This is a genomic window from Ignavigranum ruoffiae (assembly GCF_900110675.1).
GTDB classification, from domain to species: domain Bacteria; phylum Bacillota; class Bacilli; order Lactobacillales; family Aerococcaceae; genus Ignavigranum; species Ignavigranum ruoffiae.
Genome location: NZ_FOEN01000002.1, coordinates 47,751 through 66,197 on the forward strand (window position 1 = coordinate 47,751; position 18,447 = coordinate 66,197).

15 protein-coding genes are annotated in these 18,447 nt (G+C 39.4%); 3 read left to right on the forward strand and 12 right to left on the reverse strand.

Annotation, left to right across the window (positions count from 1 at the left end; translation table 11 throughout):
- Window positions 1-57: 57 nt before the first annotated feature.
- The 8 genes from smpB to BMX34_RS02470 all read right to left on the reverse strand — a co-directional run bounded on the left by smpB (window position 58) and on the right by BMX34_RS02470 (window position 9,629).
- Complete coding sequence (smpB, locus tag BMX34_RS02435; protein WP_092570416.1) at window positions 58-519, reverse strand: SsrA-binding protein SmpB; 462 nt, start codon at window positions 517-519, stop codon at window positions 58-60.
- 27 nt (window positions 520-546) lie between these two features.
- Window positions 547-2,859: a ribonuclease R gene (gene rnr / locus BMX34_RS02440; RefSeq protein WP_092570418.1), complete on the reverse strand. Its 2,313-nt coding sequence runs from the start codon at window positions 2,857-2,859 to the stop codon at window positions 547-549.
- A complete protein-coding gene (locus tag BMX34_RS02445; RefSeq protein WP_159428819.1) occupies window positions 2,846-3,622 on the reverse strand; it encodes an alpha/beta hydrolase in 777 nt (258 codons plus the stop codon). Before BMX34_RS02445 ends, rnr begins: the two co-directional genes overlap by 14 nt.
- 91 nt (window positions 3,623-3,713) lie before the next feature.
- A complete protein-coding gene (gene secG, locus BMX34_RS02450) occupies window positions 3,714-3,938 on the reverse strand; it encodes a preprotein translocase subunit SecG (protein ID WP_092570424.1) in 225 nt (74 codons plus the stop codon).
- Window positions 3,939-4,022: 84 nt separating this feature from the next.
- Window positions 4,023-5,414 (reverse strand): MATE family efflux transporter, encoded by a 1,392-nt coding sequence (locus tag BMX34_RS02455; protein WP_092570427.1) that lies wholly within the window; start codon window positions 5,412-5,414, stop codon window positions 4,023-4,025.
- 644 nt (window positions 5,415-6,058) lie between these two features.
- A complete protein-coding gene (locus tag BMX34_RS02460) occupies window positions 6,059-7,228 on the reverse strand; it encodes an NAD(P)-dependent malic enzyme (RefSeq protein WP_092570430.1) in 1,170 nt (389 codons plus the stop codon).
- Between the two features lie 15 nt (window positions 7,229-7,243).
- Entirely contained in the window at window positions 7,244-8,608 is a 1,365-nt protein-coding gene (gene fumC / locus BMX34_RS02465; protein WP_092570432.1) for a class II fumarate hydratase, read from the reverse strand.
- Between the two features lie 88 nt (window positions 8,609-8,696).
- Window positions 8,697-9,629: a LysR family transcriptional regulator gene (locus BMX34_RS02470; RefSeq protein WP_092570434.1), complete on the reverse strand. Its 933-nt coding sequence runs from the start codon at window positions 9,627-9,629 to the stop codon at window positions 8,697-8,699.
- 118 nt (window positions 9,630-9,747) lie between these two features.
- On the opposite strand from BMX34_RS02470, the gene BMX34_RS02475 reads away from it, so the two are divergent.
- From BMX34_RS02475 to BMX34_RS02485, 3 genes are all read left to right on the forward strand, one after another.
- Complete coding sequence (locus BMX34_RS02475) at window positions 9,748-11,166, forward strand: aspartate ammonia-lyase (protein WP_092570436.1); 1,419 nt, start codon at window positions 9,748-9,750, stop codon at window positions 11,164-11,166.
- Between the two features lie 241 nt (window positions 11,167-11,407).
- Window positions 11,408-12,877 (forward strand): DUF1538 domain-containing protein, encoded by a 1,470-nt coding sequence (locus tag BMX34_RS02480; RefSeq protein WP_092570438.1) that lies wholly within the window; start codon window positions 11,408-11,410, stop codon window positions 12,875-12,877.
- Between the two features lie 13 nt (window positions 12,878-12,890).
- Complete coding sequence (locus tag BMX34_RS02485) at window positions 12,891-13,901, forward strand: hypothetical protein (RefSeq protein WP_092570441.1); 1,011 nt, start codon at window positions 12,891-12,893, stop codon at window positions 13,899-13,901.
- A gap of 110 nt (window positions 13,902-14,011) precedes the next feature.
- Here the strand turns inward: BMX34_RS02485 and BMX34_RS02490 are convergent, their stop codons facing one another.
- Genes BMX34_RS02490 through BMX34_RS02505 form a run of 4 tightly spaced genes read right to left on the reverse strand, consistent with a single transcriptional unit; the run spans window position 14,012 to window position 18,442 of the window.
- A complete protein-coding gene (locus BMX34_RS02490; protein WP_092570443.1) occupies window positions 14,012-15,154 on the reverse strand; it encodes a toxic anion resistance protein in 1,143 nt (380 codons plus the stop codon).
- Between the two features lie 9 nt (window positions 15,155-15,163).
- Window positions 15,164-16,222 (reverse strand): type 2 periplasmic-binding domain-containing protein, encoded by a 1,059-nt coding sequence (locus tag BMX34_RS02495; RefSeq protein WP_092570445.1) that lies wholly within the window; start codon window positions 16,220-16,222, stop codon window positions 15,164-15,166.
- Complete coding sequence (locus BMX34_RS02500; RefSeq protein WP_092570447.1) at window positions 16,219-16,824, reverse strand: 5-bromo-4-chloroindolyl phosphate hydrolysis family protein; 606 nt, start codon at window positions 16,822-16,824, stop codon at window positions 16,219-16,221. Before BMX34_RS02500 ends, BMX34_RS02495 begins: the two co-directional genes overlap by 4 nt.
- A 1-nt stretch (window position 16,825) precedes the next feature.
- The gene (locus BMX34_RS02505) at window positions 16,826-18,442 is read right to left on the reverse strand and encodes a VWA domain-containing protein (protein WP_092570450.1); all 1,617 of its coding nucleotides are present in this window, start codon (window positions 18,440-18,442) and stop codon (window positions 16,826-16,828) included.
- Between the last annotated feature and the right edge of the window lie 5 nt (window positions 18,443-18,447).

The window sequence follows — 18,447 nt, forward strand, 5'->3', positions numbered from 1 at the left end:
ATTTGTTTCGATATTTATGAGACTATCTACATCGTGATAAGTCTTTTTTATTTATGCTCAATAATTTTTTAAGGCGCGATCAATATCTCGTTTCATTTGTTCTTGCTTCAAGGCTTGACGTTTGTCATATTTCTTCTTACCTCGGGCTAGACCAAGCAAGACTTTTGCCCGACCGCGAACTAAATAGACTTTCAAAGGAATAATGGTTAAACGGTTTTGCTTAACTTCTACCCCTAATTTATAGATTTCACGTTTATGTAAAAGTAACTTACGTTCCCTTAAAGGATCATGGTTAAAAATATTCCCTTGCTCATAATGACTAATATGAACATTCTTTAACCAAGCTTCGCCATGGTGCAAGCTCACAAAACCATCTTGAATATTAATCTTCCCAGCGCGTATCGATTTGATTTCCGTACCTTTTAGAACAATGCCTGCCTCATATGTCTCTAGAATTTCATAGTCATGGCGGGCTTTTCGATTTTGAGCTAAGGGTTTATCTAAGGGTTTTGCTGACATAGCATCACTTCTTCCTAAACTTACAACTTATTTGCGTTTTCTAATCTTAAATTTCTTCTTTTTCTTTGCCATAGGTTTCTTTTCGGTCTTTTTATTTCGTTTCCGTTGGTCCGAACGAGAACGTCCACCCCGATCACGTATTTGTTTCACTGGATAGACAGCAATTCCTTCAACCACTTCGGCATCGATCAGCTTGAAATCGATCTCTCTTTCTTCAACATCGACATGTTCCACTTCGATTCGCACAGCTTGGCCAATTCGAAAGACTTTACCCGTTCGCTCACCAATCAACATCATGTGTTCTTGATGGAATTTATAATAGTCCCCTTTCAAGTCAGAAAGTTTAATTAAACCTTCTACCGTATTCGCTAAGGAGACAAATATGCCAAAATTCGTCACGGAAGTAATAATACCATCAAATTCTTGGCCAATCTTATCTTCCATGTATTCGGCTTTCTTCAGGGCTTCGGTTTCACGTTCAGCATCAACGGCACGCCGCTCCATCTTCGAGGTATGTTCAGCGATACCGGGAATCTTTTCTTCCCATCTTTGACGTTCTTTAGCAGTTAGCTTTCCACTTAAATATAGATGAATCAGGCGATGTACTAACAAATCGGGATATCGACGAATGGGCGCAGTAAAGTGGGTATAATCTCGAGTCGCTAGTCCATAATGGCCTAAAGGTTCCTCGCTATACTTGGCTTGTTGCATACTACGTAACATCATCATCGAAACCACAGTTTCATAGGGTTCACCTTTAATTGAAACTAACATCTTCTGTAATTGTTTAGGGGTTATATTCGCTGTGTTCCCGCGCAATATAATCCCAAAAGCCGTCACGAACTCGGCGAATCGATCCATCCGTTCCTCATCAGGTTGTTCATGAATCCGATAAAGAAATGGCAGATGCTTGGCCTGGTAATCGGCGGCAATCGTTTCATTGGCCACTAACATAAATGATTCGATTAAACGTTCTGCGGTTTCCCGTTCTCTTAAAAGAATTTCAGTCGGATGTCCTTGATCATCGACCACTATTTCTGCTTCTTTAGCATCGAAGTCCAAGGCCCCGCGTTCTCGACGCATTTGTTCAAGGATCTGATGAACTTCAACCATTTGTTCAACCATCGTCGCAATTTCTTGGTATTGATCGATAACTTCGCTTTGTCCTTCAATCATGGCATTCACATCGTCATAGGTCATCCGATATGACGATTCAATCACTGACAAAGCCAATTGATGTTTAATGACTTTACCCTGACCATTAATATCCATAATACAAGAGACCGCCAAGCGTTCTTCATGAGGAAGCAGCGAACAGATACCATTCGATAATCGTTGAGGTAACATTGGAACCACACGATCCGTCAAATAAACTGAAGTGCCACGATCTAGGGCCTCGCGATTAATGGCCGAGCCTTCTTGAACATAGTGGGCTACATCGGCAATATGGACACCTAGACGATAGGTGTCTGGTCCTAATTTTTCCAAGGAGATGGCATCATCAATATCTTTAGCTGAAGCCCCATCAATGGTAATAATTAACTGATCTCTTAAATCTAAGCGGCCTTGAAGATTTTCTGCTTGAATCTCCTGAGGGATAGCTTCCGCTTCTCGCTTAACTTCTTCAGGAAATTCATGAGGAATATTAAATTGATAGAGTATTGAAAGAATATCCACACCTGGTTCATCTTTATGTCCAATTTCCTTAGTAATCAACACTTCAATGCGTTGCGGATATTCGCGGCTAGGATAGGACTTAATTTCAGCAATACAGATACTACTTGCTGCCGGGTGAATGCCATCAGGCAAGACAAATACGCGCAAATCTTTAGAAAATTCGCCTTGTGGTATTAAATATCCTAGATAGCCTGTCTGTTGACGCTCATCACTATCAAAACCAACAAACTCGCCAACCACTTGTTGACTAGCTCGTTCGACTACTTTAATAATTTTGGCCAAAGAGCCTTTACCGGTCTGTGGGTCAACTTCTTTAATAATTTCGGCTTCAACAGTATCCCCATTCAAAGCATTCCCATGATCGCCTTGAGGAACAAATAAATCGGTTAGATGCTCATCATAAGTAATAAAGCCAAAACCCTTGGCATTGGCACGATAAGTCCCAATCACTCTTCGTTGGGATGGTCGCCACTGGTACTGCCCTCGTTGGTTAATATGTAAATCTCCATGATTTTCTAAGAAATTTAAGGCTTTGACTAGTCGTTTGTATTGTCGATTTGAAGTCATTTCAAATAATGCAGCCAAATCTCCAGCCCTAAAGGCCTGTTCAGCATGACCTTCAAAAAAATCTAATAAATCTCGTTCTAATTTAGATAGACTCATGGTAGCCACCTTTCTTCTGCGAGCGATTCTGATCAATAAATTCTAACAAATCCTTTTCAAAGTCAGAACGTTGGGGATTTACCGTAATAACATGGGTATTCTCGGGATACTCATGATAAGCGACTAAGTTGTCAGGTAAAGCTTGAGCTAATATAGCGGCATCGTTTGGATTTATCAGTTCATCTTGTAAAGATTGGGCAATAAAATAGGGACGCTTAAGTTGGCTCATTAATGGTCGGAGACTTTCCTTAAAGCTTTCGATCTCTTGAATCTGTGCTCGATGAGATTTAAGAATATCTTGACGAACAGTCTGATAATCTGATGCGAATTTATTTTGATAAAGCGTTTGAGCAAACTGGTCAAAGGCGGATTGAATATTTATCGGACGTTGGGTCATTACCGGAGAATTAAAAATCCCCCCCGCCCTTAAAGCAAAATCATCTTGACATAAAGCCCAAGAAGCTAACAAACCGCCCATCGATAAGCCAAATAAAAATAAATCACGATAATCACGTTGAGTCATCCAAGCGATGGCATCGCGAGTCTGTTGTTGCCAAATTTCTATATTTCCTTCAAAAAGATCATAAATATTTTGGCTACCATGACCGGCAAATAAGGGGCTTAAGACTTGATAGCCTTCCCTTTTTAACCGGTTAGCGAGCAGATTGACATCCATCGGCGAACCCGTATAGGCATGGAGGAGAATGATTCCGACCTCCGAATCATCTCCTTGATAAAATCTTGCTCCTTCCAATCTGTCCAAGTCGCCATACCCCTTCCTGAATATATTCATTCTAACATGAACTATTAAAAAAATCTCTGATGACCCTCACCAGAGACCTAAAGTTGAATGATTAGCCAATAACAGCCAAACTAATCGCTAATACAAAAAATAAAATTGCGAGTACCGTCGTAGCTCGAATTAAAAAGGCCTCAAAACCTCTAGCTTTCGCTTTAGGTTGGCCATCATCGCCACCACTTAACATACTTGCCGCATTAGACTTTGAAGGTTGCATAACGACAAAGATGATAATCAACACAGCAACAATAACTAATGCAGTTAACAGAATCTGTCTCAAAGTGATCCTCCTTTAATCAAATATACAAAGGTAATTCTAACACAAATAAATTTAAATAACTATAAGCGGTTAAGAATTTATCAATCAGGATCGGGATTGAATCAGACTAGTCCAATTACGGGTCCGATAAATATAATAACCATACAATACAATGAGCATATTTGAAAGTAACATGGCGATCCAGATCCCTGTTGAACCTAGATCGGTAAAATAACTCATGATCATAATCAAAGGCAGACGGATAAACCAAAGACGCCCCACCGACATATACATGGCATACTTGGTCTGGCCGCAACCCTGGAAGAAACCATTAAAGGCAGAAAATAGTCCCATAAAGAAAATAATAAATGCTGTATAATCCACGTATTCTTTCGCTTGTAACCACAAATCTGGATCCGCTTGTCCGGCAATGAAGATTCCTAAGACCTGGTCTTTAAAAATCAAAACTAAAGCGGAAGCAATCACTGACATCAGCATTATAAATTGAATCGCTCGTTTAAAGATTAAGAAACTACGGTCATATTGACGAGCTCCCATATTCTGCCCAATAATCGAAGTCAAAGCCATCCCAATGCCTAATTGAGGCTGCATCAATAAATCAGAAATACGGTTGACCATCGAGAAAGCAGCCAAAGTATTGGTTCCATAAGATTGAATTAAGGAATTCATAACCGTAAATCCTAGAGCTGCCCCACTATAACCCATTGACGAAGGCAAAGCGACTTTTAAAATATGCCAACTAATAGCCGGTTGATATTGCCAACTTAAGAACTTCATCGGAATCGGTGTTTGTCGATGAACCGCACTAATCGCTAAGAGATAGAGCACGATTTTGGCAATAATAGTTGCCCACGCGGCCCCTGCGATTCCCATACCTAAACCAGCTAATCCAATTACAGGCACTTTCTGATAAATAAAGAAAGGATCTAAAATAATATTCAAGAACATTGAAATCGCTGAAATTAAAGTAATGGTTTTCGTCTTGCCCTGAGCATTTAAAATCGCTTGATAACCAAAGAAACCAAAATCAAAAATAATTCCAATAAAGTTTATCTGTAAATAAATAATCGCTTTTTCTAAAAATTGGCCTTGCCCACCCATCAGGCGCAACATCCAAGGGGTTAATAAATAGCCAAAAAAAGCAATCGTTAATCCAGCAAGCGATGTGATCAATAAAGTATTATCTATATAAGATCGGACAAAATTGTTTTGTTTTGCACCGATATGTTGAGCAATTAAAGCAGTCGCTGCCACCCCAATCCCCATCCCGATCGAAATAAATAGAAAATTCAGTGGCCAAGTGAAAGCGGTCGCTGCAAAATCTTCAGCAGACAACTGCGCCACATATAACCCGTCCGTTACCGTATACAAGGTCCGAACCAAATTGTTTAGCATTAAAGGAGCAGAGATGGTTAGAATAACTTTCATAATGGGTCCATGAATCATAAAATCCTGCTCTGTTTTATTTTTCTGCATGGCTATCCTCCTACAGGATATTATTATACACTAAACCAACTTAAGCGGGTCAAACTTATTGAACAGAGATGAACATTATTAATCTGAAAACAGTTATTTGAAATTCATGACTTGATAGGAATCAGATGACAGAGTGAAAACCATCGGATCAGCATACTTTACTCACATCAGTCCCTTGAAGCCTTAGGCCCTAATTCGTAAAAGTAAGTCTGAAGCTTATCAGATAAGCGAAAGACGGTGCCAAATTTATTTACCCTGTTCATGAATTGACGTGAGTAACTTAAACTAGATTTTTATTAATACCCACTTTATATTTCGTGCATTCCACATAATTAGTATTGTACAATTCTTAATTTTCTGAACACTATTATAAAAAACAAATTTTGAACCAGAGCTACTAGCAAGAAATAGGAAAATCCACCCAGCTTACCATCACTTAGCAACTTGTTGCTTAGAGATGGTCTAGTGGATTTAGTCTGAAAAAGCGTATGCTTTGAAAGACGGTCTCTTGCATGAGCGATGGTTCAATAAAGTTTGTTTTTTGGATAGAATAGACTCAATAAAATAAAAGACCTAGGCTCATTAAAAACCTAGATCCCCTGTTGGAATTGATTTCATCAACCAATTTTTACATTTTAAATATTTTATTCTCGGGTAATCCCTTGTTCGCGCGCACAATCTGCTACAGCCTTGGCTACCACATCCGCCACCTCACGATTTAAAGCTGAAACGATAATATTTTCTGCTGTAAGCTGATCATCTGGAACCATCTTGGCAATCGCATAGGCCGCTTCCTCTTTCATCTTTTCGGTAATTTCTTTAGCGCCCACGGATAAAGCGCCTTTAAAGATTCCTGGGAAAGCTAAAACATTGTTAATTTGATTTGGATAATCTGAACGACCCGTACCGACAATCAATGCACCTGCTTCAAGGGCATCTTCTGGCATAATCTCTGGAATCGGATTAGCCATGGCAAAGATAATCCCCTCATTCATTGATTGAACCATTTCCTTCGTAACCGTACCTGGAACTGAAACACCAATAAATACATCTGCACCCTTTAGCGCATCCGCCAATGTTCCCGTTTGATGGTCTAAATTGGTAATTTTGGCAATTTCTTCTTTTTCCTTGTTGAGTCTTGGATCGCCTTCGCAAATGATTCCATGACTATCACACATAATAATTTGACCAAATTTCATTGTATCTAATAGTTTAGCAATCGCGACACCAGCAGCCCCGGCTCCATTAATGACGATTTTTAATTGTCCCATTTGCTTGTTTGAAATCTTCAGGGCATTAATCAAAGCCGCCGCAGTAACAATCGCCGTACCATGTTGATCATCGTGAAAAATTGGGATGTCACATTTTTCTTTCAAGCGACGTTCAATTTCAAAGCAAGCGGGAGCAGAAATATCTTCTAAATTAATCCCGCCAAAACTTTTTGAAATTAATGCAATGGATTCAACCATTTGGTCAATATCTTCAGTATCGACACAAATAGGGAAGGCATCAACACCGGCAAAATGTTTGAAGAGAGCACATTTTCCTTCCATAACTGGCATCGCTGCTGCTGGACCAATATTCCCTAAACCAAGTACAGCAGTCCCATTGGTAATGACTGCGACGAGATTAGAGCGACGCGTAAGTTTAAAAGATTCATTGTAGTCTTTAGCAATAACGCGGCAAGGTTCCGCAACTCCTGGAGAGTAGGCTAAGGATAAATCTTCTGAACTCTCAATCTTAGCACGAGAAATGACTTCAATTTTGCCATTTAAGTCATAATGCATTTGTAAGGCTTTCTCAAATACGTCCATAATATTTCCTCCTATTTAGACCATTTCTTCTGGTTTAATGATTTGATCATACTCTTCTTCACTTAGGTAACCTAATTGAACACTAGCTTCTTTTAGACTGATAGACTCTTGGTAGGCTTTCTTAGCGACTTGGGCAGCTTTCTCATAGCCAATCACTGGATTTAATCGAGTTACCAGCATCAAGGACGCTTGTAGATTCTCTGCCATGACGGATTCATTGGCTACAATTCCTTGGGCACAATTCTTGTTGAAAGAATTTAAGCCATCTGCCAATAGTTGAATCGATTCAATCACGTTCTTAATCATCACTGGCATATACACATTCAATTCAAAATTTCCTTGAGACGCAGCTAAACCAACAGCTACATCGTTAGCCATGACTTGAACAGCGACCATGGTTAAAGCCTCGGATTGGGTCGGATTGACCTTGCCAGGCATAATGGATGAGCCTGGTTCATTAGCTGGGATGGTAATTTCAGCTAAACCACAACGAGGACCAGAAGCGAGCCAACGAATATCGTTGGCAATCTTTAAGGCATCCGCAGCTAAAGCTTTCAAAGCCCCATGTAGAAAGACTAACTCATCCTTAGAGCTTAAGGCATGGAACTTATTCTCAGCTGTTCGAATCGGATAACCCGTCAAATCAGCAATTTGCTCAGCCACACGTTCAGCAAAGCCAGCCGGTGCATTGAGTCCGGTACCCACCGCAGTTCCACCTAGAGCAATCTCGTACACATCTTGCAGACTCCGCTCAATCATTCTTTGGTCACGGTCCAAGGAAGCCTGCCAACCAGAAACTTCCTGACCAAAAGTAATCGGCGTAGCATCTTGCAAATGAGTGCGACCTACCTTAATCAAGTTTTGGTACTGTTGACTCAAATCTTGGAAGGTTTGACTTAAATCTGCGATAGCAGGTAGCAACTGCTCTTCGACCAGATTCACAGCAACTAAGTGCATCGCCGTTGGGAAGGTATCGTTCGAAGATTGTGACATATTCACATGATCGTTGGGATGTAACAAAACTTGCCCGGCAATTTCATTCCCTCGATTAGCAATCACTTCATTCACATTCATATTCGATTGGGTACCAGATCCCGTTTGCCAGACAACCAAAGGAAAATGGTCATCTAAACGCCCTTCCTGGATTTCATCACAAACTTGACAGATCAGTTGACAACGCTCTTGATCCAACTTACCTAGCTGATAGTTAGTCAGTGCAGCTGCTTTCTTCAAAACGGCAAAGTTATAAATCAGTGGAAGTGGAATCCTGTCCTGACCGATTTTAAAGTTTTGGAAACTTCGCTGGGTTTGGGCCCCCCAGTACTTATCAGCAGGTACTTTGACCTCTCCTAATGAATCGTGCTCAATACGAAATTCCAAGTTATAACCCCCTGTTTATTTTGAAATAATTTTTATACCGGCTCAATTATACTATAGTCGGAGAAAAATGAAACCCTTTTCAACTTCTTTACTTAATTAATTCAATAAACTTGCGTAAAGCGTTGGAATGATAACGATCTCGTTTCCAATAGAAATACAGGTTCCGATGAGCTGGCTGATCATCTAAGCGATAATAAATTACATTATCACGACCAGGTGTCTTTGAAATCAGGGTCGTCCCGACAAACGAAACCGCCATGCCTGAAGAAGTAATATTATAAGCGGTCATTTGTTGGTCCACTTGAAAAGAAACCAGCGGTTCAAACTCATTGTCCTGACAAATTTGGCGAGCTCGCTCACCGGTGTCATTATCTTCTTTTAACAACACAAAGGGCTTATCTTCCATTAAATGCAAAGGTAGACTTGGTTTATGAGTTAGGTTTGGATAGGACTGGCAAATTTCTTGAGCAGTGAATTGATATTCCTTTAATTCTTGATTAATCGAAAAATCTCCAGGAATGGCTAAAAATAGCGACTCATGCCCATATAAAACGCGATCAAAAATTTCAGCATCTAATTCAGTATTATCGATCAAAATATCGATTTGCCCGTCATTCAACATTTTGACTAATGTATTGGTCGTCTCCTCCACTAAATCGAGATCTAAGTTAGGGTAAGTTTGTGAAAATTCGGCCATCAATTTAGGCAAAATGAGTGACGCAAAGAGACTGGTCCCACCAAAAATTAATTTCCCCCGTTGTAAATTAGAGTAGTCGCTAATGTATTTGGCAAAGTCATCCTCAATTCGGGCAATTTCCTGCGCCTTAGTAATATATTCATGACCAAATTCTGTCAGTGTCAATGGAATCGTCGACCGATCAAATATCGGTAACCCCAATTTCTTTTCAATTCGTTTAATATTGGCACTTAAGGATGGCTGGGAAATAAATAATTTCTTGGCGGCTTTAGAGAAACTCTTCTCCTCATAGACGGCCATGACATATTCTAAGCCTTGAAACATAGTTCTCGCTCCTTCTATAATCTTTTGATTATATCTATTATAAACTAAAATGTATTGGAGTACATCCTTTTCCCCCCCTATAATAAGGGCAACGCTTACAATAATAGGAGGACTCTGAATGCTTAAAGATAGCAAGTCGTATAGAAAAGAATTTGATTCCATTGGCTCACATGATGTTCCTATTGATGCCTATTACGGTGTTCAAACGATTCGCGCCAAAGAAAACTTCCCAATTACCGGATACCAACTTAACCCAATCTTTATCAAAAGTTTGGCTTATATCAAGAAAGCGGCTGCCTTAACCAATGCTGAAATTCAACTTTTGAGTCAAACAAAGGCACAAGCTATCAGCCAAGCCTGCGACGAGATTATTAATGGAGAGCATCTAGAACAATTTATTGTAGATCCGATACAAGGTGGAGCCGGAACTTCGATGAATATGAATATTAATGAGGTCCTAGCTAATCGCGCTTCAGAAATCTTACATGGCAAACTCGGTGATTATCAAACAGTCCATCCAAATGATCATGTCAATTATGGTCAATCGACTAACGATGTCATTCCAACCGCTGGTAAAATGACTGTCATTCAACTTAGCAAAGATTTACGTCAAGAATTAACTCGTTTGGCCTCAGCATTTGGCGATAAAGCTAAAGAATTCGACCATATTATTAAGATGGGACGGACTCAAATGCAAGATGCTATCCCTATCCGTTTAGGTCAAGAATTTAATGCCTACCAAGAAGCCGTCGAACGTAATATTCGCCGTTTGGATAAAGTCTTAGAGGAAATGCATCAAGTAAACTTAGGGGGAACAGCGATTGGAACAGGTCTTAATGCAGACCGTTTCTATGTCGATCACGTCGTACCTAAATTAGCTGAATATAGCCAACTTCCATTAGTCCAAACCGAAGATCTGATTGATGGCACTCAACATATTGATGCCTTTGCCGCTGTTTCAAGTCAACTTAAGAATTGTGCCATTGCCTTTTCAAAAATTGCCAATGACTTACGACTTATGTCTTCCGGCCCTAAAACAGGCTTTAACGAAATTAACTTACCTAAGAAACAAAACGGTTCTTCAATTATGCCCGGCAAGGTAAACCCAGTCATTCCAGAAGTAATCAACCAAATTGCTTTCAGAATTGTGGGTAATGATACAACCATTACCATGGCCGTTGAAGCTGGTCAATTGGAATTGAATGCCTTTGAACCAATTATCTTCTACTCACTGTTTGAATCTATCACCATCTTAACCCACGGAATTCGCACCTGGATTGACAACTGTATTGTAGGCATTACTGCCAATGCAGGTCGTAGCCAAGAAATGGTCGAAAATTCAATTGGTATCATTACCGCCATTGTTCCTTTTGTTGGCTACCAGAAAGCAGCCGATTTAGCCAACCAAGCTCTGGCTTCAGGAAAATCAGTCCGTGAATTAATCCTCGAAGAGAAATTATTAAGTTCAGAAACGCTTTATAAGATTCTGGATCCATACAAGATGACTGAACCTGGCATCTCAGATATTAATGAATAAATAATTATCTGAACCGAAATTGTCATCGGCTTAGTTTCTTATTACGAATATCAAAATCTTCAATACAAAATTTTCTAAAAGACCGGTCTACAAAAGATATTTTTGTGGGTCGGCCTTTTATTCTACATACTCCCCTTCAATGTTCAAAGTCATCAGACTATCTTTTTGCATCTTCTCAACTAAGAAAAACTTATGGTATGATAGATATAATTATAAAATTATATAAATAAGGAGGTCGTCTATGTTAGATAAAATCAAAGAAGTCATGATTGCGATTATACCGATTAATATTTTAGTGATATTCATTGATTTATTTATTTTATCACTACCCAGAGCATCCTTACTGATATTTTTTGCCTCGAGTTTATTGCTGATAGTAGGATTAGCCTTATTTATGCTAGGTGTAGATATTTCTGCTAGCCAAATGGGAAGGATGCTAGGGCAAGGATTAACAAGTCTGAAAAGTAAACACCATTTATTCCTTGCAACTGCAGGGGTAGGTTTTATCATCTCGATTGCGGAACCCTCACTCACTATTTTAGCGCATCAAATTGAGCGGGGAAGTTTCCAAGCTATTAGTCAGCTTACTGTGATTATTATTGTCTCGTTAGGAATTGCTGTTTTTATGGCCTTGGGGATTTTTCGGATTGTATTCCGTTGGAATCTTCGAATCATCATGATGTTGGGGTATTTACTCGTATTCTTACTTTCTTTCTTTATTGACGATACGATATTTGCCTTTGCCTTCGATGCTTCTGGGGCCACGACGGGCGTGATGACTGTGCCTTTTATCTTAGCGATTTCTCAAGGAATTAGCTCGATGACCGACAATCCAACCGATGACAATCACTTTGGTCTAGTTGGCATTACCTCGATTGGTCCAATTCTAGCAGTCATCATTTTAGGCCTATTAACCCCTCAACTTAATATAGATATCACTGATATTGAAGCGGCTGGCATTAATCCTTCGGAAAATTTTATCTCTTTTTTCCTAACCCAGGCTTTTCAAAGTATCAAGCAAGTCATTTTTGGATTAGGCCCGCTGCTTCTTATCTTCGCTCTGTATCATTATCTTATTGAGAAGCAAAGTCAACGAATGATTCGAGATAGTTTACTAGGTTTTCTTTATCTAGCTGTAGGGTTAACCCTCTTTCTACTGGGAGTTTCAACCGGTTTTATGCCGCTAGGGCGTATCCTTGGAGAGAATTTATACATGCAGGTACCGACCATATGGTTAATGCTGATTGGCTTTATACTTGGGGTAGTCGCCATCTTGGCTGAACCGGCTATTTACGTATTAATCGACCAAATGGAAATGGTGACAGGTGGAGCAGTGGCCAAATTACCGATACTCATGACACTTTCAATCTCGATAGGTTTGGCTATTGTCTTATCAATCGCCAAAATTCTAGTCCCCAACCTTAATTTATGGGGCATCTTATTTATTGGTTTTGCTTTGATATTAATACTTGCCAATAAGGTTTCGCCGCTCTTTGTCGGACTCGCCCTCGATTCGGGGGGAACAGCCTCAGGGCCAATGACTGGAACTTTTATTTTTGCTTTTATCCAGGGGATTGCTCAAGCTCATCCCCATGCTGAACCTTTAAGAGATGGTTTTGGTATGATTGGAATTGTAGCGATGACCCCGATTCTTTGTGTTCAAATACTAGGACTCATTTATCAAAAGCAACAAGATCAAGCCGAAGACTGAAAGGAGGAATTTGATGAATACTGAAGAAAAGAACGAACTAATGATGGCGGTCGCTATCGTCAATCAAGCAAATGATCGAAAGTTTATCAAACAAGCCACTAAATACGGTCTAGCAGGTGGGATTAGTATTCCCGCTGAGGGCTTGGTTTCTTCTAAATTGCTAAAACTGATGGGCATACGAAAAGAAAAAAGAAAGATGATTCTTCTTTTTGAAAGAAAAAATCGTCTGATGACCATCTTAAATAAATTGGTGAAAGATTTTAAGATGGATCAAGCCAATCATGGCATTATTTTCTTATTATCAGCCAACTTCAACTTGGATTCACATAGTAATTTGAGCGACAATGATTGGCAAGAACCATCCCTATCAAATCAACTTATCTTGGCAACTTATCGACACCAGCGACGTCAAGATTTCATTGACCATTTCCAATCTTATCAACCTCCCGGTGGTACTATATTTACCGGCATTAGCTTAATAAAAGAAGAAATCTCTAGAGTTCTGGGGCTTGAACAGGCTCCCCAAAAAGATTTACTATTATCGGTCATGCCCAAGACAAAGGTGAGTGAAGTTTTTAAAGGACTAGAACATCAATTTCAAATTAGCCAAAGTAAAGGTATGCGACTATACTCATTTGATGTCGACCAATTTAGTAAAGACATAACCAAAGATAAGGAAAGAACACCAGTACTTATGAATAAGTCCTTATGTTTATTGGTGGCGATTATCACGGACCCCCTCTTTGAAGCTCTGACTGATTTGCTAGATGAACTACAAATCCATGGAGGAACCTTACTACATGGCCGAGGAATCCTTAAAGAAGAAGCAATCGAACATTATTTCCGCATACCGATCAATCCAGAAAAGTTTATCTTTTTCATCATCGATACTAAAGAACAAACAGATCATATTTTTACAAGGATTCAAGAACATCCAAAATTGATGTCCGCTCATCAGGGAGTGTATTTCACCCTACCTATTCAACAAGCATTTGGCTTACATCAAAGGAACCATAATAAATAAATTAATAAAAGGATCATCGATTAGTGATATTTTTGTATAACTTAATGATAAATAAGCCCTAACTGTTTTTTCAATCAGTTAGGGCTTATTTATTAATCAACTTAATATCCTTATGAAATCGTCTTTAACAAGGTTTGTTGTAGATTTTCCTCGATTTTCTTAATTTCTACTTCTGCTTCTTGGCGCGCTTTCTTTGCATTTTGATGAATCTGAATGGACTCTTCAATGGTAGAAATTAAATCTTCATTGACCTTCTTCAAGGTTTCAATATCAATGGTGGACCGTTCAGCTTCTTTAGCGACTTCAACTGTATTCTTCTTCAAGGCAGCTGAATTTCGCTTTAATAATTCATTCGTTGTATCAGAAACTTCACGCTGCATTTCTAAGACTTGTTTTTGCTTATTCATACCGAGAGCAATCACCACTTGCGATTTCCATAATGGAATGGTATTGGTAATCGCATCAGACACTTTATCAACCAACAATTTGTCATTATTTTGAATCAGTTTGATTTGGGGTGCGGTTTGGATTGCTACGGTTTTTGATGTTTTTAAATCATGGACTTTCTTTTCGAATCGGTTAACAGTTTCTTGGAAATCATTGACCACTTGGCTAGCCATCGGATCCCCACTGGTCTTGGCTTGTTCAAGTAAAGAAGGGATTACTTCTTGGCGCAATTCTTCAATCTTCTCTTCACCCGCTACAATATATAACTGAAGCTCATTGAAATAGGCTACATTCTTCTCATAAAGCTTATCAAATACGCCGATATCCTTCAGCAGTTCCATCCGGGCATTCTCTAACTGTCCTTGGATTTTATCAATTTGATGTTCCATATTGTCATAACGTGCCAGGTATTTTTCTACCGAGCGTTTAGCATTTTTGAAGAAAGGAAGTTTGGCTAATAAGCCCTCATCTTGAATCTGCGTAATATCTAGATCTTTAACTTTGACCATCAAATCAGCCATTAAATTACCAACATCCCCAACATCTTTAGAGCGTACTTCGGCTAATATAGTATCGGAGAATTGCGCAATGTTCTTCTGAGATTCACTCCCATAGACGGTCAGCAAGGTTGAGTCTTGCATATCGATCTCTTGTTTGATTTCATTAACCCGTTGGCGATCTTCCTCAGATAGTTCGGCGACCTTTTGTTCAACCTGTTGAGTCAGGACTGCTTTATCAGTAGTTACAGAATCGGTCAGCGCATTCGCTTTCATCAGTGAATCTAGGGTAATTTCAGATTTAGTCATATTTTCCTCCTACTTTATAGCGTCCATCAGTTGCTGCATCAGTTCAAAATTCGGCATCGGCATGATTTGAGTTACTTCTTTGGCTAATCCTGGCACACTAAATTCATTCACATCACCCGTTCCAGCGACGATGGTGCGGAAACCATGTTCCTTCCAGGCTAGGTTCTGTACTTCTTCATCGAGCAAGGCTTCAATACCCACTTGAGCTTGGTCATTTAAAGCAATATAGACATGACTGGACCAGACCGTCGGCCTTGGATACAAGATAATGATATCGTCTTTGACTTGTTGATAGGTCTCCGGTTGAAGTTTTGAGAACTCGAGGAGTTGATTTTCATAACCAGCAATCAATGGATAGGCCCCCACCCCTAAACGCAAGAATTGATTAAACATATCTGACGAAGAGGTTTGCATATACCCTAAGGCCTGGTAAATCTGTTGAATGGTAGGCAAAATATCTCTTAAACTTTGCTGATCCATAGCCTGATTATTATTCAAGGCGTTTGCTAATAGGCCTAAAAACATATTCCCTGAATTTGATTTATTCGGGTCCGTAGTAGCGACTAAGATACGACCATTTAACGCATTTAATTCCACATCTTGCCAAGTCTTCTTCTCTTTGATTAATTGGGCCAAATTAGGCATATCCACATAATAGGTCCCAGATTCCTCTTGGACGATCCCCTGTTTAATTAAGGCATCTACCACTAATTTACGTGAATAAAGAACAATAGGGGTATTTAGAACAATTTCATCATCCTTGGCGGAGTTTCCCTGATTTTTAAATAGTTCTAAGGCTAATTGACTGGAGGGAAAAAGATAATCCTGTTGAGAAAAATCGCCTTGGATCATCTCATAGGATCCATTGACATGAAAGTCCAAAGTCAAATTGTATTTCTTCTTGATGAGCTTCTTAAAGTCCTCATTCTTAAAAAGCCCCGACTTCTCTCCTCCCAGATAGCCATTCAAGTTGACTTCAGGTTGGGACTGGCTCCGGTATAAACTATAAGCGATGGCTGAGATCACTACGGCTAGCAGAATCAGCACACCCCAAAATTTGGACTTCACCGTAAATCTCCTCCTAATTTAATGGTCTTTTCTAATAAATCTGTTTCAATTTCTAAGGCGAAGAGTTTATCTTCGTGGTAGGCTTCTAATTGCTTAGTAAAAATTTGATCAAGTAAGCTGACAGATTCCGATGTTTTCTGACCTATCTGTTCTAATTTTTGATTTGAAATGTGGGTTAAATGAATTTGATGATAATTATTGATAATTTTAGCTGCTGTATCGAAATAATATTCCAGAAAATGACGAGATTTGGAAATTTCTCTGGGATGATCAGCAAGATAAAGCATAATATCATCAGCAATTTGAATTAAATGTTGAACCTGTTCTTTCAGCCTTGAGTTGGCCAAGGCTTGATGATCTTCTTTCATCTTCTGCAGATCCTGTTGGGCTGCCACATATAAATCCTTTATTTCCAAACCATTTTTTAAGTTATCCAGGTCAATATTACCTATTTTATTCGCTGGCTGACTAATTAAATACACGGCAATAAATATTCCCACAGCTAATAACAAACTAATCAACCAGTACCATTTAAATAGTAAAAACATAAGAAGAAAAGCGAGACTTGATAGGATTCCCGCCCATAAATTCTGTCGTGTCATCTTAATTATATCCTTTCACACTTTGGAAAGCTTCGATTAAATCTTTCCGCCCATCGAAAATCCGTGCTTTCGATAAATTGGCTAAGCTTTGTAATTCATCCTCATAGGCATCGCCAAACATAATTGAGAAAATAGGAATATCCATATTTAAGTCTTGGTATTGCTCCATCAAATGACTATCATCATCATTGGCTCGGCCATCTGAGAGGACAATAATCGCTGGCGAATAATCTTGGATGGTATCTTGATAATCACGTTGGATAATTTCTAAAGCCCGACCCAATGCAGTATACATCGCCGTACTTCCATTTGCCTTAATTCGTTCAGCTTTTTGATAAAGTGAACGAAGCTCTTCCCCATTGCCTTGACCATGTTCTTCAGCTACGACATCATCATTGAAGGCCACGATATAGGTTTGATCCTTACTTGTCCCTTGCAATAAATTCTCAGCCGCATGTTCTGGAACTAATACTTTGTTCAAAGCTTCAACCATTTGATCACGTCCCTCACCATACATTGAGCCAGAGTAGTCTAGGACATAGATGGTTAAGGCAGGCTTTTTAAATTGAGTCTGATATAAGTTTAACGCTTCAAGAATCACAGGAGCTTGAGGATAATTAATGGGTGAGAGGACTTGATCTAATTGAATCCCCCATTCGGATTTGAAGATGGAGCGATTTTCTTGGCGTACTTGACCAAAAGCTGACCGCTTTCCAGTTGCTTCTATCTTTGATTGCACCTCATCCGTTAACAAATAATTTTGTAATTCAAGAAAAGCCTCTTCCATCTTATCATCGCCCTGATCAATATAAGCTAGCGGCGAATCACTAATCGCTAAACCATCCTTAGGGTAGACCAGATAAAGAGGTTCTTTACCTGCTTCGATTAATTTTTGATTAGTTTGGATTAGAAGAGCTTCATAGTTGACCATGGCATCATAATTGGAATCAATAAATAGATCGACTAGCCAATTTGAACTTCCTGAAGAACGATTGACCCCGGAAAGCAAACGGGTCACTTTGTCCTGTAAATCTGCATTTTGCAGATCTTCGGCCGCTAAACCTTGTTCTTGTTTGCCAGCCAAGGCAGTGAGAAAACCCAAATAAGCTGACGCACCAGAATTCGATTGACTCGCCGAAGTCATGGCAAATTTCAGTTTGCCTGCATCAATTGCCGTCATGATTTCTTGAATATTGACATCATCGCGACCGACAAAACCCAATTCTTTGGCAAGACTCTCACGGATCCCAAAAGCAATCGGCGAAACTGAAATCGTGGTAGCGTGTTTTAATTGATGGGCCTGATCGCCTAAATTTAACCAAATGCTAGACGCGGGCCAGACCGCATCATAATCGGTTTCCTCGGCTTGTAATAGTCGCATAATATCGAGCGAACCTAAATAATCCATTTCAAGATTGTATTTATATTCTTTAGCGAAATCTTTAAGAATCGGCTCTAACTCCTTATTCTCTGACCCACTGACAATTCTTAAAGTCTGACGGCCATGGCCATCGGCAACAAAGTCTGCACCCTTATCGGTTGAAGTTTCATTATCATTGGTGCAGGCAACAATAAATAATAGACTACACAATAACAGCCATATTCGATGTCGCTTCATAAGAT